The sequence below is a fragment of the Sphingobium sp. TomTYG46 genome (genome assembly GCF_055396345.1).
Window position 1 is genome coordinate 2031737 of sequence record NZ_AP027324.1, and the last position, 22172, is coordinate 2053908.

The 22172-nt window shown below is 63.3% G+C and carries 18 protein-coding genes and 1 pseudogene; 5 read left to right on the top strand and 14 right to left on the bottom strand.

The genetic code is table 11. From position 1 onward, the window contains the following. Window positions 1-72: 72 nt before the first annotated feature. Complete coding sequence (gene recQ, locus ACZ5YV_RS10335; RefSeq protein WP_464787536.1) at window positions 73-1845, bottom strand: DNA helicase RecQ; 1773 nt, start codon at window positions 1843-1845, stop codon at window positions 73-75. A gap of 138 nt (window positions 1846-1983) precedes the next feature. Beyond that, a complete protein-coding gene (locus tag ACZ5YV_RS10340) occupies window positions 1984-2304 on the bottom strand; it encodes a hypothetical protein (RefSeq protein ID WP_464787537.1) in 321 nt (106 codons plus the stop codon). A gap of 38 nt (window positions 2305-2342) precedes the next feature. Between ACZ5YV_RS10340 and ACZ5YV_RS10345 the strand changes: the two genes are divergently transcribed. After that, window positions 2343-3470: a serine hydrolase domain-containing protein gene (locus ACZ5YV_RS10345; protein WP_464787538.1), complete on the top strand. Its 1128-nt coding sequence runs from the start codon at window positions 2343-2345 to the stop codon at window positions 3468-3470. 268 nt (window positions 3471-3738) lie between these two features. Here the strand turns inward: ACZ5YV_RS10345 and ACZ5YV_RS10350 are convergent, their stop codons facing one another. The 3 genes from ACZ5YV_RS10350 to ACZ5YV_RS10360 form a co-directional block, all read right to left on the bottom strand. Then, window positions 3739-4002, bottom strand: a complete 264-nt coding sequence (locus ACZ5YV_RS10350) for a DUF5818 domain-containing protein (RefSeq protein ID WP_464787539.1) — start codon at window positions 4000-4002, stop codon at window positions 3739-3741. Window positions 4003-4008: 6 nt separating this feature from the next. Beyond that, the gene (locus tag ACZ5YV_RS10355; protein ID WP_464787540.1) at window positions 4009-4302 is read right to left on the bottom strand and encodes a hypothetical protein; all 294 of its coding nucleotides are present in this window, start codon (window positions 4300-4302) and stop codon (window positions 4009-4011) included. A 104-nt stretch (window positions 4303-4406) separates the two neighbouring features. Continuing rightward, on the bottom strand, window positions 4407-9266 hold the full coding sequence (locus ACZ5YV_RS10360; RefSeq protein ID WP_464787541.1) for an autotransporter domain-containing protein: 4860 nt from the start codon (window positions 9264-9266) through the stop codon (window positions 4407-4409). A gap of 461 nt (window positions 9267-9727) precedes the next feature. Between ACZ5YV_RS10360 and ACZ5YV_RS10365 the strand changes: the two genes are divergently transcribed. Next, a complete protein-coding gene (locus ACZ5YV_RS10365) occupies window positions 9728-10462 on the top strand; it encodes a hypothetical protein (protein WP_464787542.1) in 735 nt (244 codons plus the stop codon). Window positions 10463-10609: 147 nt separating this feature from the next. Here ACZ5YV_RS10365 and ACZ5YV_RS10370 read toward each other — a convergent pair whose 3' ends face one another. Further along, the gene (locus ACZ5YV_RS10370) at window positions 10610-11398 is read right to left on the bottom strand and encodes a PhzF family phenazine biosynthesis protein (protein WP_464787543.1); all 789 of its coding nucleotides are present in this window, start codon (window positions 11396-11398) and stop codon (window positions 10610-10612) included. Window positions 11399-11570: 172 nt separating this feature from the next. Between ACZ5YV_RS10370 and ACZ5YV_RS10375 the strand changes: the two are divergent. Continuing rightward, window positions 11571-12574 (top strand): annotated as a pseudogene (locus tag ACZ5YV_RS10375) (IS30 family transposase). Window positions 12575-12844: 270 nt separating this feature from the next. Here ACZ5YV_RS10375 and aroC read toward each other — a convergent pair. Genes aroC through ACZ5YV_RS10395 form a run of 4 tightly spaced genes read right to left on the bottom strand, consistent with a single transcriptional unit; the run spans window position 12845 to window position 16659 of the window. After that, window positions 12845-13918: a chorismate synthase gene (aroC, locus tag ACZ5YV_RS10380; protein WP_464787544.1), complete on the bottom strand. Its 1074-nt coding sequence runs from the start codon at window positions 13916-13918 to the stop codon at window positions 12845-12847. Window positions 13919-13937: 19 nt separating this feature from the next. Next, complete coding sequence (fabI, locus tag ACZ5YV_RS10385) at window positions 13938-14747, bottom strand: enoyl-ACP reductase FabI (protein WP_464787545.1); 810 nt, start codon at window positions 14745-14747, stop codon at window positions 13938-13940. After that, window positions 14744-15715: a YihY/virulence factor BrkB family protein gene (locus ACZ5YV_RS10390; protein ID WP_464787546.1), complete on the bottom strand. Its 972-nt coding sequence runs from the start codon at window positions 15713-15715 to the stop codon at window positions 14744-14746. Before ACZ5YV_RS10390 ends, fabI begins: the two co-directional genes overlap by 4 nt. A gap of 14 nt (window positions 15716-15729) precedes the next feature. Next, window positions 15730-16659, bottom strand: a complete 930-nt coding sequence (locus ACZ5YV_RS10395) for a DnaJ C-terminal domain-containing protein (protein ID WP_464787547.1) — start codon at window positions 16657-16659, stop codon at window positions 15730-15732. A 118-nt stretch (window positions 16660-16777) separates the two neighbouring features. On the opposite strand from ACZ5YV_RS10395, the gene pdxH reads away from it, so the two are divergent. Continuing rightward, entirely contained in the window at window positions 16778-17353 is a 576-nt protein-coding gene (gene pdxH, locus ACZ5YV_RS10400; RefSeq protein ID WP_464787548.1) for a pyridoxamine 5'-phosphate oxidase, read from the top strand. 208 nt (window positions 17354-17561) lie between these two features. After that, the gene (locus ACZ5YV_RS10405) at window positions 17562-18893 is read left to right on the top strand and encodes a dicarboxylate/amino acid:cation symporter (RefSeq protein WP_464787549.1); all 1332 of its coding nucleotides are present in this window, start codon (window positions 17562-17564) and stop codon (window positions 18891-18893) included. Window positions 18894-18896: 3 nt separating this feature from the next. Here ACZ5YV_RS10405 and ACZ5YV_RS10410 read toward each other — a convergent pair whose 3' ends face one another. The 4 genes from ACZ5YV_RS10410 to ACZ5YV_RS10425 form a co-directional block, all read right to left on the bottom strand. Beyond that, the gene (locus ACZ5YV_RS10410) at window positions 18897-19781 is read right to left on the bottom strand and encodes a bestrophin family protein (RefSeq protein WP_464787550.1); all 885 of its coding nucleotides are present in this window, start codon (window positions 19779-19781) and stop codon (window positions 18897-18899) included. Between the two features lie 113 nt (window positions 19782-19894). Then, a complete protein-coding gene (locus tag ACZ5YV_RS10415; protein ID WP_464787551.1) occupies window positions 19895-20464 on the bottom strand; it encodes an NADPH-dependent FMN reductase in 570 nt (189 codons plus the stop codon). Window positions 20465-20642: 178 nt separating this feature from the next. Continuing rightward, entirely contained in the window at window positions 20643-20825 is a 183-nt protein-coding gene (locus ACZ5YV_RS10420; protein WP_062113188.1) for a hypothetical protein, read from the bottom strand. A 5-nt stretch (window positions 20826-20830) separates the two neighbouring features. Next, window positions 20831-22120 carry an adenylosuccinate synthase gene (locus ACZ5YV_RS10425; RefSeq protein WP_464787552.1) on the bottom strand — a complete coding sequence of 430 codons (1290 nt, stop codon included), beginning with the start codon at window positions 22118-22120 and terminating at the stop codon, window positions 20831-20833. Window positions 22121-22172 lie beyond the last annotated feature (52 nt).

The window sequence follows — 22172 nt, forward strand, 5'->3', positions numbered from 1 at the left end:
CGAGCCATGCGCTTGTGGGGGGCGGGATTCAAGGGGGTTTGCAGCGTTTATGGGTAGCCCTTGCCAGCCATATTAGAGGAAGGGGCGGATCGCGGCGAGGAAGGCGTCGCCATAGGCGTCGAGCTTGCGCTGGCCGATGCCGCTGATGTGGCCGAGTTCGGCTAGGCTCGACGGGCGCTGTTCGGCCATTTCGCGCAGGGTGGAATCGTGGAAGATCACATAGGGCGGCACGCCTTGCTCCTGAGCGAGTTCGCGGCGGCAGGCGCGCAAGGCGTCGAACAGCGGGTCGCCGATGGGGTTTTCCGGATTGCCGTTGCGGGCGCTGCGGCGGCGGCGTTCGCGGCGTGGGGGGAGGATCAGGCTGACCTCTTCCTCGCCGCGCAGGATCGGGCGGGCGCTGGGGCCTAGTTCGAGGCCTCCATGTTCGTTAGTTTGCAAAGCATCTTTTACGAGAAGGGCGCGGGAGACTGGGCGGAGCAGCGCTGTCTCTTCTCCTGACACGATGCCGTAGACGGAAATCTTGTCATGGCCGCGCTCGCGGATGCGGTCGGTGACGGCGCCGGTCAGGACTTGCTCGATATGGCCGGTGCCGAAGCTCTGACCGGTGCGATAGACGGCGGAGAGATATTTGCGCGCGGTTTCGGTCGCATCGATGCTGGGCGGGGGATTGAGGCAATTGTCGCAATTGCCGCAGCTGGCAGGCGGGTGCTCGCCGAAATGGCGAAGCAATATGGCACGGCGACAGGTGCCTGTCTCGACCAGCCCGCCAAGTGCGGTGATGCGGGTGCGTTCCCCCTGCTGGCGGGCGGGGTCGAGTTCCGCGATGCGCTGGCGGGCGCGGGCGAAGTCGTCGGCGCCCCAGAACAGGTGCGCCTCGGCAGGTTCGCCGTCACGGCCTGCGCGGCCGGATTCCTGATAATAGCCCTCGATCGACTTGGGGAGCGCTGCGTGAGCGACGAAGCGGACGTCGGGCTTGTCGATGCCCATGCCGAAGGCGATGGTGGCGACCATGACCATGTCTTCGCTGGCGATGAAGGCGGCCTGGTTCGCCGCGCGGACGGCGGGGTCTAGCCCGGCGTGATAGGCGCGGGTCGGGCGGCCTGTGCGGGTCAGGGTGTCGGCAAGCTTTTCGGTGGCCGCGCGCGTGGGGGCGTAGACGATGCCGGGGCCTTCGCTGGCGGCGATCAGGTCGGAAAGCTGGCGCGGCAGGCCGTCGCGCGGGTGGACGGCGTAGCGGATATTGGGACGGTCGAAGCCCGCGATGATCAAGCCTTCGCGCGGAATGCCGAGCTGGACGAGGATATCATCGCGCGTGTGGTGATCGGCGGTAGCGGTGAGGGCAAGGCGGGGGACGGCGGGAAATTCGTCCAGCAGCGGGCGCAGCAGGCGGTAGTCGGGGCGGAAGTCATGGCCCCATTCGGAGACGCAATGCGCTTCGTCTATGGCGAATAGGGCGATCTTGGCCGAGCGTAACAGGCTGCGGAAGCCTTCGCCGCTGGCGCGTTCGGGGGCGACGTAGAGCAGGTCGAGGTCGCCGCCCCGCAGGCGGTCCTGGGTTTCGCGCCAGTCGGCATCGACGCTGGTCAGGCTGGCGGCGCGGATGCCGACCGCCTGCGCCGCGCGCAACTGGTCGTGCATCAGGGCGATCAGCGGCGAGATGACGACGCAGCAGCCATCGAGCGCGACGGCGGGGAGTTGGTAGCAAAGCGACTTGCCCGCGCCCGTTGGCATGATGGCGAGGGTCGGCTGGCCAGCCATGACGCGTCCGACGACTTGTTCCTGCACGCCGCGGAAGCCGGGAAAGCCGAAAATGTCGTGGAGGAGACTGGGGATGTCCGAACGCATCTGGCGGCTGTAGCGGGTTCGGCTGGGGAGGCAATATTTTGGGTTCACGCGGAGGCGCGGAGACGCGGAGAAGAAAGAGCGCGAAATTTATGCGCGCAGAGGCGCAGAGCTTTTTGAGGCGCTGTACGCGGGGGCGGATTAGTCGATTGGGTCGAGGAGGCAGCCCCAGCCCTTGCGATAACGGGCGGACCTGGAAGCCAGGAGCGGAACGCTGGCTTCGACGCTGCGCGATTCGGGATCGTCGGAAAGGGTGACGAAGGTCATGCCGGGTTCCTTGTCATGCTTGCAGCTGTCCATTGCCCGCCGCTCTACATAACGGCAGGAACAGGTGACGCGCGCGCCGAAACCGGCGCCCACGGCGGCGCGGGCGCGCAGGGCGCTCCAGTTCCATGCCAGCAGCAGGACGAGCAGCGCGACGATGGCGGCGAGCGCATAAATCCATTTCGGGCGTGCGGACATGCTCCCCTTTCCGATGAGCCGTGCTAAGGGCGCGACTTATGAAGCTCGATCGGAAAAGCGTAAAGGCTGTTGGCGCAGGCGCTGCCATTTTGTCGCTGCTGGCGCTGGCAGGGGGCCTCGCCGTGCGCGCCGCCGATCCGGCGACAGATTATCGCGTGTCGGCGGATGCGGGCGTGAATGAAGGGGATTTGCGCGCCGCGATCGATCCGCTGTTCGACGGCGAGGATGATGTCGGTGAGACACGGGCACTGATCGTCATGCATCGGGGCGAGATCGTCGCGGAACGCTATGCACCCGGATTCGGGCCGGAGGCCAAGCTGCTTGGCTGGTCGATGGGCAAGAGCGTGACGGGGGTGCTGGTCGGATTGATGGTCGCTGACGGACGGCTGGCGCTGGATTCGCCGGTGCCGGTCGCGGCATGGGGTCAGCCGGGCGATCCGCGCGGAAAGATTACGCTGCGGCAATTGCTCGCCATGACGTCAGGGCTGGACCATGTCGAGGATGACGAGCCGCTGGCCGAAGCGGACACGGTGCGGATGCTTTTCACCGACGGCGCGCAGGATATGAGCGCCTTTGCCGAGGCTAAACCGCTCGCGCATGTGCCGGGTTCGCGCTTTTCCTATTCGACCGGCAATACGTTGATCCTGGGCGACCTGATGGCGCGTATGCTGACCAGCAATCCCGATCCCGATGCGCGGCGGCAGGCGATGCAGACATTCATCGATGGACGGCTGAAGATTCCGGCGGGGATCAAGAGCCTGACGGTGGAATATGACGCGGCGGGCACGATGATCGGCGGCAGTTTCCTGCATATGACGGCGCGCGATTATGCACGCTTTGGCGAACTGCTGCGCAACCATGGGCGCGGGCCGAACGGACATCAGATCGTGCCGGAAAAATGGGTCGATTTCATGCGCACACCTTCAGGGCGCAATGCGGCCTATGGCGCGCATCTTTGGCTGAACCGCGAAAGCGAGGAAAGCGTGCTGATGCCGGGGGATGCCCCGCGCAGCCTGTTCGGCTGTGTAGGACATGGTGGGCAATATATATTGATATCGCCCGGTCAGGCGCTGACGGTCGTTCGGATCGGGGCTTCGCCGGAAAAGGAGCAGCGGACGGCGGTTAAGCGGGGGTTGGCGCGGTTGATGCGGCTGTTCCCTGCCTGAGATAGATATCGACCGGATGTATGTCCCGGTCACCTTGCGGGAGCTTCATGCCTTGCACTGCCTCGCTCCACCGTTAGCCCCGAGCCTGTCCAGCCGAAGGTCGGCGAAGCCAGCGGCTTCACTTCAAAAAAGAAGGGCTTCGACATCCGAATGAGGCAAGTGACTCTTTCGGACAGCCCGAACGGGGTGAGTGGTTTAGATAGAGGACTCCATGCCCTGCCCTCATGGTGACCAATTCTCTTGATCGCGCGCGTCGGAGGTCGAGGCGTTAGCTAAGGCCAAGGCGTCGAAAGAGCGTTGGCCAGCGGCGCAACGGGCCTTTTGTGGGCCGATCGACCGGCCAAATGCGATGCACGTCGAGCATGTCGAAGCCTGACCGCCTGCCCTCGACCGTCACGCGCATGCCGAGATAGCGCCGCGCCGATCCGGACACGTCGAGTTGCCACATGCCGCCGCCGTCGGTTTCCAACGCGTAACCCCATTGGCGGGCAAGCAATATTCCGGTTTCCACATGCCATGTACCTTTGGGCATCGCGGCTTACCCTCGAACCCGTCGGCGGTGCACCCCTTCGGCGCTGCCTGACGCCGACAGGCGATCGAATATGGCACGTTTGAGCAGCGGGGACGAGTGGATGAGGTGTTGCAGTTCGCGAATGGCGCCATCGACCACGCCCTTGTCATAATCACTGACCGTCCAGCGGCGCGTGGACGGGGACGTTGGATCGACGAAGAAGCATATCGTTTCCTGTTCGCCAATCAGAAGCTCGACATGATGTTGCCTTAGCCGCTCGATCAGCATGTCGGCGACATATTGTTCCCATTTCATATTCATGCCCGTCGTTCCAATCCTGGAATGTCATGTTCTGCCAGCACGGTGGCTGGAGCAAAAAAAGGGCGCGCCGAAATCGACGCGCCCAGTGCATGAGGAGGGTTGGATCAGAAACCGAAGCTGATGCCGCCGCGGACCTGAGCCAGGCTGTTGTGCCCACCGAAGCCGTAGCCGCCGGACAGGAACAGGTTGACGCGCTTGTTCACCGAAGTGTCGATGCCAAGTTCGATCAGGCCATGACCATCGGGGTCGACGCCCTTCAGGTTGAAGGCATTGCCGCCGCCCACATATTGGACGGTGCGATCGCTGCCGATGTTGCCCTGGAAGCTGTACTGCACCTTGGCATAGGGACGGTAAGCCACGCCATCGACATCACCCAGCAGAGCGCCTGCCTTCACACCGATCACCGGCGAGAAGACCGTCTTCGACGCGTCATCGACGTTGAGACCGATGCCTGCGCCACCCTTTTCGGTGAAGCCGTTCATCGACCAGCGACGAAGCGCCAGCTTACCGAAGGGCGTTACGACGAGACCGTTACCGGCCGCGAAGTCATAGCCCAGTTCCAGGCTGGCATCCCACTGCGAACCCTTGAAGTTGCCTTCGATGGTGCGGGCAAGCAGGGTCAGGTCGCGTTCGACTTCAAACTTCGAGAAGCCGTAGGCGAACTGGAAGCTGCCGTAGAAGGGGCCAAAGCCCTGGGTCGCATAGGCACCGATGGTGTAGGTGCGGACCTGCGCTTCTTCCGGCGAACCCTGAGCGGTTACGTCATGCTGACCATAGCCGAAGCCGATGCCGAAGGCGCCGTCTTCCTGATAAGCGACGTCAATACCGAAGGCACCGCCATAGCTGTTGGTCTTGATCTTCGACGCGCCCGAGCGGGTGCCGCCCGTCTTGGCGAAGTTAGCCGAGGGGTTGAACCAGAGCTGGGTGCCCAGAGCCTCTCCATAACCGCGACGTGCCGCCAGACGATTGACCGTGGTGTTGAACACCGCGTTCTGATCCACCGCAGCAAGCGAACCGTAGATCTCCGCCGAGGAAAGCTCGTTGAAGACCTGCGCCGCCTGTGCGCTGTTCAGGCGCCAGTCGAGACCGGCCGCGATGTTGGCGATGTCCTGCGCGTTGGCGATCTCCGTAACCGAAGCAAAGCCGTTTCCGCCAGCAGCGTCCGTCTTCACCCGGGCGATGACGTCAGCCAGAGCGCTGTCGAGACCCACAGCCGCAGCAGCTGCGTTGCGGTTGGTCGCGCCAACTGCATAGCTGTTGCGGGTCGCCTGGATCGACACGGTCTTGGCGGTCGTGTCATGCTTCAGGCCGAAGGTGACGAACTGCGAGCTCAGCGAAGGGGTTGCAGTTGCCGTGACGTCGCCCGTTCCGGTGTAGGTGAACAGCGTGTAGCCGTCGCCCGTGGAATAGAGGCTGTCCTTCGACACGGTCACTGCGACCTTGCCCGCCAGGTTCAGGTTCCCGTCCACCGTCACAGATGACGGGGTCGAGAAGACACCGGCATTGGTCGGGGTGGTGAAGTAGGGAATGCTGACGCCGCCGGTGATCGGCCCCAGAACTTCTGGAGCCGCGCCGCCATTGTTGACGTCAAGGCTGCTGAAGCGGACCAGCGAGGGGTTGACGCCTACGACCGTCGTGCCGTTGGCAGTCTGGGTGTAGTTGCCCTGCTGATAGACTTCGATGCCCTTGATGGCTTCGGGACCCGGCGTGACGATGCTGTTGCCGACCGTCCGGATGAAGGTGGGCGCGCGGCGGCCAAGAACGAGGATCGCATCATTGTTGATGTTGCCCTTGATACCGAAGACCGCGTCGTCCGAACCGGAAACGTCCAGCTGAAGCTCGCCAGCCTGCACGTTGAGGTTGCCAACATCCATCGTCCAGGCTGCGGGCGTGGAGCCGTCCGCCGGGACATATTCGGCGCCTGTCACGACGAAGGTGCCAGCGCCCGTCTTGTTGACGGTGTTGACGCCCAGCACGCGGACGGCCGTCGGGCTGAACAACCCTTGCGCATCTTGCGGCAGGGTCGCGACCGGCGTGAAGTTGGCCGGAGTGGTCGATCCTGCGAGCTTGAGTTCGCTGGCGCCCAGGAAACCGCCGCCGTTCAGGTTTACCGTGGTGTTGGTCAGGTAGGCGCCGCTGTCATCGCGCTGGGCGTCAATGTCGCCGAGCGTGATCGAGCCGTTGTTGAGGTTGATCGTAGCGTTGATGTCAGCCGTCTTGACGGCAGCTTCGCCACCGACGGTCAGGTTGAACGCGGCAGGATCAACCTGTGACGGATCGAGCGGAACGCCTGCACCCGAGACCAGCGACGTCAGTGCAGAAGCGACGTCGTCCTGCGTCGATACCGCGCCAGTGACGGTGAAGCCGCGAGACACGCCGTTTTGGTCAACCGTGTAGGTCTGCGCAGCCGGAGCCGCCGTGACTGTCACGGCCGTCGTGTTGATCGTCGCATCGACAGTGGCCGTGCCGCTGAACGCGGACCCACCGAGCGTCGTGGTGCCCGTCAGGATGCCATTGTTGGTGACAGCGCCGGTGACACCTTCCAACGCCACATCGCCAAAGGCGATGCCGCTGTTGGTGAAGCCGGCGTTGCCGCCGACCGGGGCCGCCGTGATGCTAGCCGCGATGGTACGGGTGCCATCGTCGTCCGGGTTGGTGTCAGTAATGGTGGCCGTGCCGCCCTGTTCCAGCGCGGAAACGCTGAAGACATTGCCTGCGCCAAGCGTACCGAGCGAGCCAGTGTTGACGAGCGAAGCTGAAGTCAGACCTTCAACATCGACATCGCCAAGGACGGTGCCGTTGTTCGTGACCGAAGCCGCGCCGCCGGTGGGCTGACCAGCGAGCGTCGTTACGACGCTGACGGGAGTGACGCCGTCCGCCGCGTAGGTGGTGACTGCTTCTGCGTTTATGTCGAAGCTGACGCTGCTGGCGGACAGGTTGCCAGTTGCAAAGCCGCCATCACCGATGACGCTGTCCTGGCCGATGGTGATCGACGCGCCACCCAAGCCCGAGGCGAAGACATCGCCCGCTACGCTGGGCACGCCCTGCCGCGAGGGAGCGTTCACGACGACTGATGCTTGCCCGCCGACGGAGGTCGAGGCGACAGTCTGCGTGCGGGTGTTCAGGGCGGGAACGCCGCCAGCGACGGTATAGGCGTTAGCTGTCACGCTGCTAGTCACTGAGGTACCGGCAAAAGCGCCTACCGATTGGCCTACCGAGCCGGTGATGTTAACGGTTGCGTTGCCAAAGCTTGCGAAAGCTTCGGCGTCACCTTCGATCCGCCCGGCATTGTTGAGCGTGGCGTTGCCTGCCGCAGCGGGCGCACCCGTCGTGAAGGACGACGTTTCAACAAGCGAGCCGTCACCTGCCGCGTCTTCCACGCGAACAGACGAGAAGGCCGAGGTGGAGGCAGGCGAGAGCGCGCTGCTGACGGACACACTGCCTTCGACTGACGAGTTTGTGCCGATGTCAGCCAGAGCCGATCCGCCAAAGACATTTATTGAACCGCCGACATTGCTGTTGCCAGCAAGTGACACGGAGGCGGCGCCGCCGGTCTGTTCGCTGCTGGATTCGTTGTCCACGGTGTTGGTGAAGCCTTGGAGAACACCCGCGCCATAATTGCCGGTCTGGACTGTCGCAAAGGAGCTTTCGCTGGCGAAGCCCTGGCTCGTGGAACTGATGTCGCCCGCGACTAGCCCACCATTGACGTTGACTGCGCTGCCAGCAAAGCCGTTCGAGTTTACCGAACCGGAAAGTCCGGAATCGCCCGGAGCGACAGTGCCGCTGATATTGACCGTGCTCGTGCCCCCGGTCGTTGCCGACTGGGACGAGGTGGTGGTGCTGCTGACTACCGCACCGGTGCCTGCGCCGTCGCGCGAGTCGGTGTCAACGGTCGTGCTGCTGTTGGCCGACGAAAAGCCAGCCGCCGTGGAGGACACATTGCCGTAGACGCTGCCGCTGACGGTGGCGGTGCTGTTGCCGGCAGTGGCCTGAGTGACGCTGCCGTCATTACCGACGCCGAAATTCAGCGAGCCGTTGATGCCGGCATAGGTGCCGTCGATGGCGCCGCCAACGCTTGCGCTCGAGCTGCTGGACTGGGTCGTCGTGGTGGTGCCTGAGACCGTCGTCGTAGGACCGGTGCTGGTCGAGACCGTGCTGCCGCTCGCCGCGGTGGTCTGGCCGAGGACCTGGCCATTGTTTGCGATGGTGATCGCGCCGGTGTCCGAATCGGCATCGACGTCGCCGCTGATGCGTCCAGCGGCGGCATTGGTGATCGAGATGGCGCCATCGGTGGTCGAGGCCAAGGCGTTGCCGCCCACCGAGCCGCTGTTGGCCAAGGTGATGGAGCCGGTCGTTGCCGTGCCGACAAGGTCGCCATCGACGGAACCGGCGTTGGTGACGGAGACGTTCGCGGTATCAAGGGCTGAGCCGATCAGGCTGCCGCCGACTTCGCCCGCAGGACCGTTGACGAGCGCGACGTCGCCATAGGCCGAGCCGAACACGCTGCTGCCCACCGAACCGTTATTGGTGACCGAAGCCGCGCCGCCGAAGTCCGTTGCGCTGATGCCGCCCGTGACTTCGCCATTGTTGGTGGCCGTGAAGCTGTTCGCGGCGGCAGTGCTGCCGACGCCGCCAAAGGCGATGCCGGTGACCCGGCCATCGTTGGTCAGTGAAACAGCGCCATCGCCCTCGCCAGCCGCGTAGCCGCCCGCGACGAAATCATAGCCGACGCTGCCGCCGCTGATGTCCGCACCCGAGGCGATCGTTACCGTGAGGTCAGGATTTGCAGGAGTGGTGATCGCGGCATCGATGCTGGCGTTCACCGCGGCGCTTGTACCCGCACCGGTGGGCACGTTCACAGTTGCGGGAGCGGCTGAGGCTCCACTGGCGTTGGCGAGGAGCGCCATCGCCGGCATCGAGGCTGACAAGAGCAGCATCCGATGCAGTTTCGAGTTATTTCTCATTCTTTATTCCCCTAGTCATCGTGCAAAGCCGCAAAGCCAGACGGCACAAGGGGACATCCGGGCCGGGACGACACCACCCGACCTGCCGCATCTGATATGCGCGGTGAAATCCCCTTCACCCCCTGCACATTGCCAGACGCACTTCACGTGCGTGTGCGCAACTTGCGCAAATCTCCTATGCGCAATCGCATTCGTTCGCAATCGCTTTTTGCGGCGACGCACACATGTGCGCAAATTTACGAAATGCTTGATAGATTTACAGCCGATTTCCGGGCGGTTTCATGAAAATTCTGGATTTTCGAGTGCGCAAATTGTATGATTGTTCAATACGCACTTGGCAGGTTTGCGGCAGCGGTGTGAACGCTTCTAGAAACAACAACGAACAAAAGGCGACGCAAGATTTGCGATCGTCGTTTCTCCAGGTGGTTGCACGGGTGTGCCAAGAACAGGCGCAGAAGAACATGCCTTTTGATTATGAGTGGGATCAGCAGAAAGCGCGAGGGTTGATCAGCTGCCTGATTGAGGAAACCGGCCTTTCGGCGACGGAAGTGGCGCGCCGATCGGGGCTGGCCCCATCGACGCTGACGCGCATTTATCCGACACCTTCGGTCGGCTATTCCCTTTCGGCGCGCAGCATATCCAAGCTCAAGGAAGCATTCCCCGAGCCATTCGCCATGTGCGAGGCAAGAGGGATCACTGCCACCCCTTCACCGGCGCCCACTCATCTGGTGAAAGATCGGCCCCTGCCCTTTGCGATGCCGAGTGAAAGGACCATACCGGTTTATGCCGCGTCGCTACTGTTCCCAGACGAGGACAGCCTATCGCTGGCCAACGACCTGGAGATGTGGGAGGGCGACTTCACCCAGCCGGCCGCCTTTATCCCCGCGCCATTTGGCCGTGCCGACGCGGCCCGCTATTTCGCGATCTACATCCCCAGCGAAGCGATGGAACCGAGGTTCCGGGCGGGCGAGCGGGTGATATTGGACAGGATCAAGCCTGCGTCCATCGATACCGACGTAATCGTGCAACTGCGCGACGAAGAGGAACGGTCGCTTTGGACGATAGGCAGATTGAGCGCGCGGGATCGCAACCTGATCGGCCTGACCCAGTATAAGGACCGGGTGACCGCCTCCATTCACCGCAGCAAGGTCCGGCATATCTTCCCGATCATCGGGATGCTCGGCGACGAGGCTTGAGGTCTATAGCGCGCTGCGTTTAATCGGACGCAGGGCGCGCGCTCCAGTTTTTTGTTATCGCATCCTTTTAAGCGCAAAATCGGTTCCCGCTTTTGCGCACGATGCTCTGGCGCGGCCCCTGCCGCTGCAAAGCTGGATATCGCTCGCCTAGAGCAGGAACTGGCCCTCTATCACCGTGCGGCAGGCGCCGGTCAGGATGACCCGATCGCTCTCCAGACGGCAGCCAAGGCGGCCTCCACGAGCGGATGCCTGGACGGCGCTGAGCTTTACCTTATCGAGCCGGGACGCCCAGAAAGGTGTAAGCAGGCAATGGGCAGAGCCGGTTGCCGGATCTTCATCCACGCCGCCGCCAGGCACGAAGACGCGGCTGACGATGTCGCTGTCCTCACCGGGCGCGGTGGCAATCAGCATGATGTCACCAAGCGCTCGCAATGCGGCAAAGTCAGGCTGGAGTGCGCGGACGGCGGCAGCATCAGGGAAGAGGAACAGGCTGTATCCGCCGTCGCGCCAATGGGCCTCAAGCGGCTCCCGGCCGAGCCCGGCCGCAAGATCGGGCAGCGCGCGCAGTTCCATGTGCCATGCGGGGAGCGAAAGGGCATAGCCATCCCGGTCACGCATAACCGTCAGCACGCCCGCGTCACGGGTGCGGAAGCGCAGCGCGGTGCGGCCGCCCATCAGCACATGGCCGCTGGCCAGCGTGGCATGGCCGCAAAGCTTCACCTCGACCGTGGGCGTGAACCAGCGCAGCGCATAATCGGCGTCGGGATCATCGGGCGTCGGAACGGTGAAGGCCGTTTCCGACAGGTTGTTTTCAGCCGCGATCGCCTGGAGGGTCGCATCGTCCAGCCAGCGGCCGAGCGGCATCACGGCAGCCGGATTTCCGGTGAAGGGCGCGTCGGCGAATGCGTCAACCTGGGTGAAGGGAAGGCTGGTCATGGATTGGGTTTCCGCTGGCTTGTGAGGCCGATGATGACGCGCGGTGACGCAGGGCGATAGGGCCAGCATGGAGACATTGGTCTGGCGGGCACATCGTCTGGCGTTCGATGCAGGGGTCTGAGATGCCCTAAGTTCACGGAACAAGTGCAACACCTGCTAGGATGGTGTTGCGATGGGAGACGATTACGGCCAGCTCAGCCTTGAGGAGCGGATCGAGATATACCGGCTGCATGCAGGCGGTAAATCTCGAAGAGCCATAGCGGTGCATCTGGGGCGCGCGGCGTCCACGATCAGCCGCGAGCTGCGGCGCAACAGCGTCAGAACAAAGGTTTGGCCTGGTGGCTACGAGCCTGTTCGCGCCCAACATCTTGCCGAGCGGCGGCGGCGCTGGGACTGCCGCTTCAAGCTGGAACGCCAACCGGACCTGCGCGATCTGGTGAGGACCCGCCTTGCGATGGGATGGTCCCCCGAACAGATCGTCGGCCGGCTGACGCGCGAGCATGGTCGCACCCTCATCAGCCATGAGTCAATCTACCGCTTCATCTACCACCGCTCGGCGCAGAAGGATTATTGGCATCGCCTGCTCCCTCGCGCCAAGCACAGGCGCGGTCGCCATGCCCGTTTCGGCGGCAGCATGATCGACATCATCAAGCATCGCCGCCCCTTGAGCGAACGGCCCCTTGAGGCTGATGACCGGCACAGCCCTGGTCATTGGGAAGCCGATTTCATGCTCTTCGCCCAATATGGCCACTCCATCCTGGTCGCTCATGAACGCGCTTCCCGTTTCATCATCATCCACAGGCCACAGGATCGAAAGGCCAGGCGAACCGCCAATCATCTCGCCGACATGCTCGACACACTACCGTGCCCCATGCGGCGGACCATCGCCTTCGACAACGGGCCCGAGTTCGCCCTACATCATCAACTCGCAAGGCAGACCGGCATCCAGACCTTCTTCTGCGATGTCCGGTCACCTGGCAAAAAGGCGGCGTCGAAAATGCCATCGGACGCTTGCGGCGCACTCTGCCCCGCAAAACCAACCTCGACGCCATCGATCACGCCATCATCCGACACGCCGCAGATCGCTACAACCACACCCCAAGAAAATGCCTCGACTTCCTTACTCCCGCCGAGGCATTCTCCCACTTCAAATCAAATGTTGCACTTCAAACGTGAATCTACATTCCAGCTTCCGCTGGCATGACGGGGGCGGATACGAAATGGGCCAGCCATATGGAATGGCTGGCCCGTCTTCGCGGCTTGAGGGGACGTTTTGACCGTCAATCCAATTTTGGCCCGAAGGCCGGTGAGGAATGACGCTCCCCAGGCTTACGCACTGCCGCTCGCCCTCCCGCGGGCGATCGATGCTGACGATGTTAACGCAGATTTACTGAGTCGTCTCGCGCAAACGTCATTTTCAACGGGTAATCGGCTCGTGTCAGCCGGTTATGCGCCGCCGCATTGCGCGCGATGCAGGAGTTTCTGGTCCGCCAGCACCAGCGCCATCATCGCTTCGACGACAGGCACGCCGCGAATCCCTACGCAGGGGTCATGACGACCCTTTGTGATGATGTCGGAAGCTTCGCCATCGCGCGTAATTGTTTCCACGGGGATGAGGATCGAGCTGGTCGGCTTGAAAGCGACGCGTAGCTTCACCGGCTGGCCCGTCGAGATACCCCCGGCGATACCGCCTGCGTGATTGGCAAGAAAGGCTGGCCCCTCTTCGCCCGGCCGCATGGGATCGGCATTGTCCTCGCCACGCAGGCGAGCGGCGGCGAAACCGTCGCCGATTTCCACGCCCTTGACCGCGTTGATGCTCATCATCGCGGCGGCGAGTTCGCTGTCGAGCTTGGCATAGAGGGGCGCGCCCCAGCCGACAGGCACGCCCGACGCGACGCATTCGACCACGGCGCCAAGGGACGAGCCGTCCTTGCGCGCGCCGTCGACCAGTTGCTCCCACCGCTTGGCGGCTTCAGGGTCAGGGCAGAAGAAGGGGTTATTGTCGATTTCCGCGGCATCGAAGCGCGCATAGTCGATCGCGTCGCCGCCTATCTCACTGACATAAGCGAAGATATCAACCTCCGGCAGGACGAGGCGGGCAACCGCTCCCGCAGCCACACGGCTGGCGGTTTCGCGCGCCGACGAACGGCCACCGCCGCGATAATCGCGAAAGCCATATTTGGCGTCATAGGCATAGTCGGCATGACCCGGCCGATACGCCTTGGCGACGTCCGAATAATCTTTCGACCGCTGATCGGTATTCTCGATCATCAGGCTGATCGGCGTGCCGGTCGTCCTGCCTTCGAACACACCGGAGAGGATGCGCACCTCGTCCGGTTCGCGGCGTTGGGTCGTGAATTTCGACGTGCCGGGTTTGCGCTTGTCCAAGAAGGGCTGGATGTCGGCTTCGCTGATCGGCAGGCCGGGAGGGCAGCCATCGACGATCGCGCCGATGGCTGGACCATGGCTTTCGCCCCAGGTGGTGAAGCGAAATAGGCGGCCGAAGGTGTTGAAGCTCATATCCTGTCCCTAGCCCGGATCAGCCCTTGTCGAGAGCGATGTCGGGGGCGTCTTCGGCCTTCATGCCGATGACATTGTAGCCCGCATCGACATGGTGGACTTCGCCGGTGACGCCGGAGGCCAGATCGGACAGGAGGTAGAGGGCGGCGCCGCCCACATCCTCGATCGTCACGTTGCGGCGAAGCGGGCTGTTCAGTTCATTCCACTTCATGATGTAGCGGAAGTCGCCGATGCCGCTGGCGGCGAGCGTCTTGATCGGGCCTGCCGAGATGGCGTTGACGCGGATATTTTCCGGGCCAAGGTCCATCGCCAGATATTTGACGCTGGTTTCCAGCGCCGCCTTCGCAACGCCCATGACGTTGTAATGGGGGATGACCTTTTCGGCGCCATAGTAGGATAGGGTCAGCATGCTGCCACCCTCGGCCATCAACGCGCGGGCGCGTTTGGCGACGGCGACGAAGCTGTAGGCCGAGATGTTCATCGTCATCAGAAAGTTTTCGAGGCTGGTGTCGACATATTTGCCGCGCAGCTCATTCTTGTCCGAAAAGCCGATCGCGTGGACCACGAAATCGAGCTTGCCCCAGCGCGCCTTCACTTCGTCGAAGGCCGCGTCGAGCTTGTCCATGTCCGACACGTCGCAATCGAGCAGGAAGTCCGATCCCAGTTCCTCGGCAAGCGGGCGCACGCGCTTGGCCAGCGCCTCACCCTGATAGGAAAAGGCCAGCTCCGCCCCTTGTGCGCGCAATGCCTTGGAAATGCCCCATGCGAGCGACTTGTCATTCGCCAGGCCCATGATGAGACCCCGTTTTCCCGCCATCAAGCCCGTCATTCTATCGTCCCGTTCCCTTTACTATCCTCCCTGCCACGCTCGATTTCCTCTTCGGGAAATTCGGCAAGCGCCGCATTGAGTTCCGCGCCAATTACCACGCCGAGCCCGACGAGGAAGAAAAAAATGAGCGTGATCATCACGCCAGCCAAGCTGCCATAGGTCCGGTCATAGCCGCCAAGCAGCGAGAGCGTGGGTGGCAGCAGCATGGTGACGCCATACCACCACAGCGCCGTGGCGACCGCGCCGGGCCATTTGGGAAAGCGTTTGTCCTTGTAGGCGCTGGGTGTCAGCGAGAAATAGAGATAATAAAGGGCGACGCACAGGATCAGCATCGGCAGGGCGCGCGTCAGGGTGACGATCTGCATCGCTTGGTCGGCGAAGGGCAGCAGCTGGTGCAGGAACTGGTCGATGCCGGTTATGACGACCTGAAGGGAAAAGGCGAACATCACGGCGAATACGCTGACCAGCGTGATGCCGATGGCGGTCAGGCGATAATGCCAGAAAGGCCGCGTGCTTTTGGTGCCGTAAGCGCGTCGGAGAATGTCGCGGATGGTCTCGATGAGGCTGCCAACCGTCCACAGGCCGACAAGGCCGCCAAGCCACAGCAGCGGTCCGGTGCGGGCAGTGAGCACGTCGATGATCGGTTGTTTCACCACGCTGGCGACGCCGGGCGGCACGGTTTCAAGGAAAGCGCCGACCGCCGCCAGACCATCCTGAGACCGGCCGAAGATACTGGCCACCGCCGCCGCGACGATGAAGAAGGGGAAGAGCGTCATCAGCGACAGATAGGCGAGGTTTCCGGCGTGGATGAACCCATCGCTATAGGTGCCGACGGCCACCCGCTTCATGATTTCGAAGGCGTGGCTGCCGGGTCGGACCTTGGCTATGCCGCGGTTGAGATGCGCACGAGCATCATCCGCGATCCGTTTGCGGCGGGATTCGGGTGAATAGGGTGAAGGCTGCGGCATGCCCTCCTAACGTCCTAGACGCCCAGATGGGCGCGAACGGCGCGGCCATCCTGCCAGCTTTCGACGAGCGACAGGATCGCCGGGTCGTCACCGGGTATGTCGATCAGCAGCCGGACCAGTTGATCGCCCCGTTCGCCCGCCTTGTGCGTAAAGCCCTTGCCACGTAGGCGCAGCGTCTTGCCCGATGTGGTCCCGGCGGGGACGCCGAGCATCACCGGACCATCGACGGTGGGCACTTTCACCTTGCCGCCCTTCACCGCTTCGTCGAGCGTGATGGGGAGGTCGAGCAGCACATTGTCGCCGTCGCGGGTGAAGAATGGGTGCGGTTTCACCTCGATGGTGACGATCGCGTCCCCTGCTCCGGCTGGCCCTGCCTGCCCCTTCCCCGACAGCCGCATCTGCGTGCCGGTTTCGACCCCGGCGGGCAGCTTGAGGTCGATGGTCTTGCCGTCCTGCAGGGTGATGCGCTGCGGCGCGAGCGTGGCCGCATCGACGAAGGCGACGGCGAGGCGGTAGGTGACATTGGCCCCCTTCTGCGGCGCGCCGCCGCGGCCGAAGCCGCCAAATCCGCCGCCACCGCGCCGGGCGCCGCCGCCGCTGAACAATCCTTCGAAGATGTCGCCGAAGTCGGCGCCTTCGTTGAATTCAAAACCGCCGCCGCCACCCGGACGTCCCCGAAAACCGCCGCCGCCAGCGCCGCCAAATCCGAAGGGGGCGGTGGGATTCCCGTCGCCATCGATCTCGCCACGGTCGAAGCGCGCACGCTTGTCCTTATCCGACAGCAGGTCATAGGCGCCCGAAACAGCGGAAAAACGCTCCGCCGCCTTGGGATTGTCCTGGTTCCGATCGGGGTGAAGCTCCTTGGCGAGCTTGCGGTAGGCCGACTTGATCTCTGCCTCGCTCGCGCCGCGCGCGACGCCCAGAGTGGAGTAGGGATCCGCCATTGCCGAGTGTCTATCCTTGTTCGTGAAAGCTGATTTGCACCTTATGTGGCGAAATAGTCACGATCGTTCAAGCGGCGCGGCCATCGACATGAACGGAAACCAGCCGTAGATCAGCAGCATGACCAATCCCTTCACCCTGTTCGACCAATGGTATGGCGAAGCACGCGACGCCGAAATCAACGACAGCAACGCGATGGCGCTGGCAACCGCCGATGCGCGCGGGCGGCCGTCGGTGCGGATGGTGCTGCTGAAAGGGCATGGGCCGGAAGGCTTTGTCTTCTATACGAACTTCGAAGGGCGCAAGGCCGAGGATTTGCTCGCCAATCCGCATGCGGCGCTGTTGTTTCATTGGAAATCGCTGCGGCGCCAGATTCGCATCGAGGGACCGGTCGAGGCGGTCGATGAGGCGACCGCCGACGCCTATTTCGCGACGCGCAGCCGCGACAGCCAGCTGGGCGCATGGGCTTCGGACCAGTCGCGGCCGCTGCCGTCTCGGGATGTTTTCATGGCCCGCTATGACGATGCGGTCGCGCGGTTCGAGGGCGGGCCTGTGCCCCGCCCGCCGCACTGGTCAGGATTTCGCGTGGTGCCGCAGCGGATCGAATTCTGGCAGGACCGCGAGCATCGGCTGCACGAACGGCGGCTGTTCGAGCGGGACGGCGATGGTTGGCGCGAGGGGCTGCTTTATCCTTGAGCCTCTACTCAACTCCACTCCCCGTTCGGGCTGAGCTTGTCGAAGCCCTTCACTTGAAGAGAAGAAAAGCCCTTCGACAGGCTCAGGGCGAACGGAGGATAGAGCAGGTTTTTTCAGGGCGAGGAAAGCCTGTAGTTGTTCTTTCAAGAGGATAGGCGGCCGCTCGGACGCCTGTTAGATGTGCGGGTGAACGGCTAAGAGGGGTTGCATGCGGAATCGACTGACGGCCTTCATCCTTGCTGGCATGATCCTGGGCGTTCTCACCGGCTTTGCGGCCAATTTATGGGTCGGGGCCGACAAGGCCATCGCCAAGGATGTGGCAGGATATTTCCACCTGCTGGCCGACATCTTCCTGCACCTCATCAAGATGATTATCGCGCCGCTGGTCTTTTCCACGCTGGTCGCGGGGATCGCGCATATGGGCGACAGCGCGGCGTTGGGGCGGATCGGTGGCCGGGCGCTGGCCTGGTTCATCATAGCCAGCCTGATTTCGCTGACGCTGGGCCTCTTCTTCGTCAATTTCTTCGCGCCGGGTGAAGGATTGAACCTCGTCCGGTCAGGCGCGCAATCCGGCGTGAACACCGAAGCGCTCAATTTCAGGGATTTCGTCCTGCATGTTTTCCCCACGTCCATGGTGGGCGCGATGGCGGAAAATTCGATCCTCCAGATCGTCGTCTTTTCGCTGTTCGTAGGCGTCGCGCTGACCGCCATTGGCGAAAAGGGCAAGCCGATCGTCATCGTGATCGAGGCGATGGTCGAATTGATGCTGCAAGTGACGGGCTATGTGATGCGCGTCGCCCCCCTTGCCGTGTTCGGGGCACTGGCGTCGGCGATCACGACCGAGGGGCTGGGCGTGCTCAAGACCTTTGGCGAGTTGGTCGGCGAATTCTATCTGTCGCTCTTCGCGCTGTGGCTGCTGCTCTGTGGCGCGGGTGCGATCTTCCTGGGGCGGCGCATGGTCAAGCTGATCAAATATGTGCGCGAGCCGTTGCTGATCGCCTTTTCCACCGCATCATCAGAGGCGGCTTATCCCAAGATGCTGGAGCAACTCGACAGGTTCGGCGTTCCCCGGCGCATCTACAGCTTCGTGCTGCCGCTTGGCTATTCGTTCAACCTCGACGGGTCGATGATGTATTCGACCTTTGCCACGATCTTCATCGCGCAGGCCTATGGCATCGACCTGCCGATTGCGACGCAGATCACCATCCTGCTGGTCCTGATGGTGACGAGCAAGGGCATCGCCGCCGTCCCGCGCGCCTCGCTCGTCGTCGTTGCGGCGACGCTGGGGCAGTTCGACCTGCCGGTCGAGGGCATCGCCTTCATCCTGGCCGTCGATCATTTCATGGACATGGGCCGCACCGCCACCAACGTACTGGGCAACGCCATCGCCACATCGGTCATCACCAAATGGGAAGGCATGTTGGAGGTCGAGGAACCCGAATTTGTGCCGCATCCCAAGGCCCCGGCCCATACGCCCGCGCATGGCCGGGCGGGTTTGGAGCTGGCGTCGGACATGGTGGACGAAGATCCACGAAGCTGACCGCTACCACAATATGCCCCTGACCGGCTGATCTGGTACAGGCGCATCGTCGCCGATCGATTGAAGCAGGTCGATCTCGATCGTGCGGCACATGGCCGACAGCGGCACGTCATGTACGCTGCCCGCGAAAGGATCGACCAGATCATCCCCGATCCGCAACACGGCGAGGAACATGAGGCCCGCCACCGTCGACCCGAGCGGCGTCGCGAGGCCAAGGGTTTCCACCAGCCCGATCGGCAGCAGCACGCAGAAGAGATGCGTGAACAGAGTCGGCAGGAACCGATACTGGATCGGCAGCGGCGTGTTCTTGAGCCGCTCCATGCCCCCTTGGGCGTTCGAAATATCGACCAGCGTCCTTTCCATCTGCGTTTGCTGGACAGTGTCGATCCATCCTTCCCGCCGGGCGATGTCGATCCGCCGCCCGGTGCTGTCCAGCAGACCATTGGCCGGGTTGGTGCGCGCAAGAGCCTGCCCCTTGTCCCGTTCCTCGATAAAGCCGGTGACGCGGTCGTCGAAGGGTTGGCGGCGCAACTGGCATCGCAACGCGTTCACATAGGCGATCTGCCGTTTGATGATCTCTCGCTTCAGGTCCCGCGCTTCGGGATCGGGCAGGAAGTTGCGCGTGGCGCGCGCCAGGCTGCGCGAAGCATTGATCATCGCGCCCCAGAGGATGCGTCCTTCCCACCAGCGTTGATAGGATGAGTTACTGCGAAAGCCGAGGAAGAGCGCCAGCGCCGAGCCGAACAGGGTAAGCGGCAGCGGTGGCGCGCGAAAGGGCAGGATGAAATAGGTGATCGTGACCGCGCAGTCCCAGATGAACAACAGGGCGAGCGGCTTCCACACTTCACTCGCAATCTGGCGGAGGCTGGGCGCGGCATTGACGATCATGCATTTCTCCGGATTTCAGGACAGGAGGGCATAAACAAAGCTGCCGTCCTTTGGATGCGGGCGGGGGGCAATTTACGGGCCGCGCGTTACGCCATTTTTGCAGTGGGGAAAGGTCAACGTGCCGCCTTCGCCGCTTCCGCCCACCAGATGAGGCTGCTCGCGAAACCCGCAAAACCGCGCTCCAGCGCCGCGCCGCCGTCCCCCTGTGGCTGGCCTTGCTCATCAAGCGTCTGGGCGATCTGACCGACGCTCAAACGTTCGGGGATGACGGCCATACCCATGGCGGACAGCGTCACGGTCCAGGCGGCGTGGCTGTTGACCCCGGCATAGCGGCCCGCCGAATAGCTGGCGATCGCGGCAGGACGGCGGTCGAATTCCTTGAGATAGTGATCGACGAGATTTTTGAGGCCGGGTTGAACGCCCCGATTATATTCGCCGGTCACGAAGACGAAGGCATCGGCAGCGGTGAGGCGATCGGCCAGCGCGGCCATGGCTGCGGGGGCCTGGCCGGGCGGGTAGTCACTGTAGCGCTGGTCGAGCATGGGAAGGCCGACCTGCATCGCGTCTATGAGTTCGGGTTTGTGACCGAGTTGCTGGAAGCCGTTGATGAGATAATCGGCGAGGCGGATGCCCATGCGGCCACGCCGGTAGGAGCCGTAGAGGATGAGGAGGTTGAGTGGCATCGCGGCGCTCCCTTGCTGTTAAGGGGAGGTTTGTCGCATCGGCATGAGCGCGCGTCCAGCATATCGGCTCACCCCTTCATTCGTCATGCCAGCGAAGGCTGGCATCTCAGGAGATAGGGCACGGCGTGAGGCCCGAGATGCCAGCTTTCGCTGGCATAACGGGGTTAGGGATCAGGCTTTACCGCAGCTTGGCTATCGAAAGCCCGTCCTGCTTGGCGCGGGCTTTTACCGATTCCTCGCTGCGGGTCAGCGCCTTGGCGATCGCTTTTAGCGCCATGCCCTTTTTGGCAAGCGAGTGAAGCTTTTGCAGCTCATCCGCTGTCCAGGGCTGCTTGTGCCGTTCGAAGCGATCGCCTGCCATGCCGATCAATCCGCGAAGGGATCGCGCACGAGGATGGTGTCCTCGCGCTCGGGGCTGGTGGAAACGAGCGTGACCGGGCAGCCGATCAGTTCCTCGATCCGGCGGATATATTTGATCGCTTGAGCGGGCAAGTCGGCCCAGCTGCGGGCGCCCGCCGTGGTGTCCTGCCAGCCTTCGATATCCTCGTAGATCGGCTCGGCCTTCGCCTGATCCTGCGCATGGGCGGGGAGATAGTCGTAGGTCTGGTCGCCAATCTTGTAGCCGACGCAGATCTTGAGCGTATCGAAGCCGTCCAGCACGTCGAGCTTGGTCAGCGCGATGCCGGTGACGCCCGATACTGCGACCGACTGACGCACCAACACGGCGTCGAACCAGCCGCAGCGGCGCTTGCGGCCGGTGACGGTGCCGAATTCATGGCCGCGTTCGCCCAGACGCTGGCCGGTTTCGTCTTCCAGTTCGGTCGGGAAGGGGCCGGAGCCGACGCGGGTGGTGTAAGCCTTGACAATGCCCAGCACAAAGCCCGCGCCGTTGGGGCCAAGGCCCGTGCCGCTCGCCGCCGTACCTGCGACCGTGTTGGACGAGGTGACGAAGGGATAGGTGCCGTGGTCGATGTCGAGCAGGGTGCCCTGCGCGCCTTCGAACAGGATGCGCTGGCCCGCCGCCTTCGCCTTGTTGAGGGTGAGCCAGACCGGCTTTACGAAGGGCAGAATGAAGCTGGCGATGTCGCGCAGTTCCGCCATCAAGGCATCGCGGTCGATCGGCGCTTCGTTGAAGCCTGCGCGCAGGGCGTCGTGATGGGCGGTCAGGCGGTCGAGCTGCGGGCCGAGATCGTCGAGATGGGCAAGGTCGCAGACGCGGATGGCGCGGCGGCCGACCTTGTCTTCATAGGCGGGGCCAATGCCACGGCGAGTGGTGCCGATCTTGCCTGCGCCCGATGCGTCTTCCCGCAGGCCATCAAGGTCGCGGTGGAAGGGCAGGATCAGTGGGCAGGTTTCGGCGATCTGGAGATTGTCGGGCGTGATCTCGACCCCCTGCCCGCGCAGCTTGGCGACCTCATCGCGGAAGTGCCAGGGATCGAGGACGACGCCATTGCCGATGACCGACAGCGTGCCGCGCACGATGCCCGAGGGGAGCAGGGAGAGCTTATAGACCTTCTCGCCCACGACCAGCGTGTGGCCGGCATTGTGGCCGCCCTGAAAGCGGGCGACGACGTCGGCGCGCTCCGACAGCCAGTCGACGATCTTGCCCTTGCCTTCGTCGCCCCATTGAGCGCCGATCACGGTCACATTTGCCACAGATAAAGTCCTTCCGCCCGCCGCGGTGACCGGCCATGCCCTTCGACGGGAC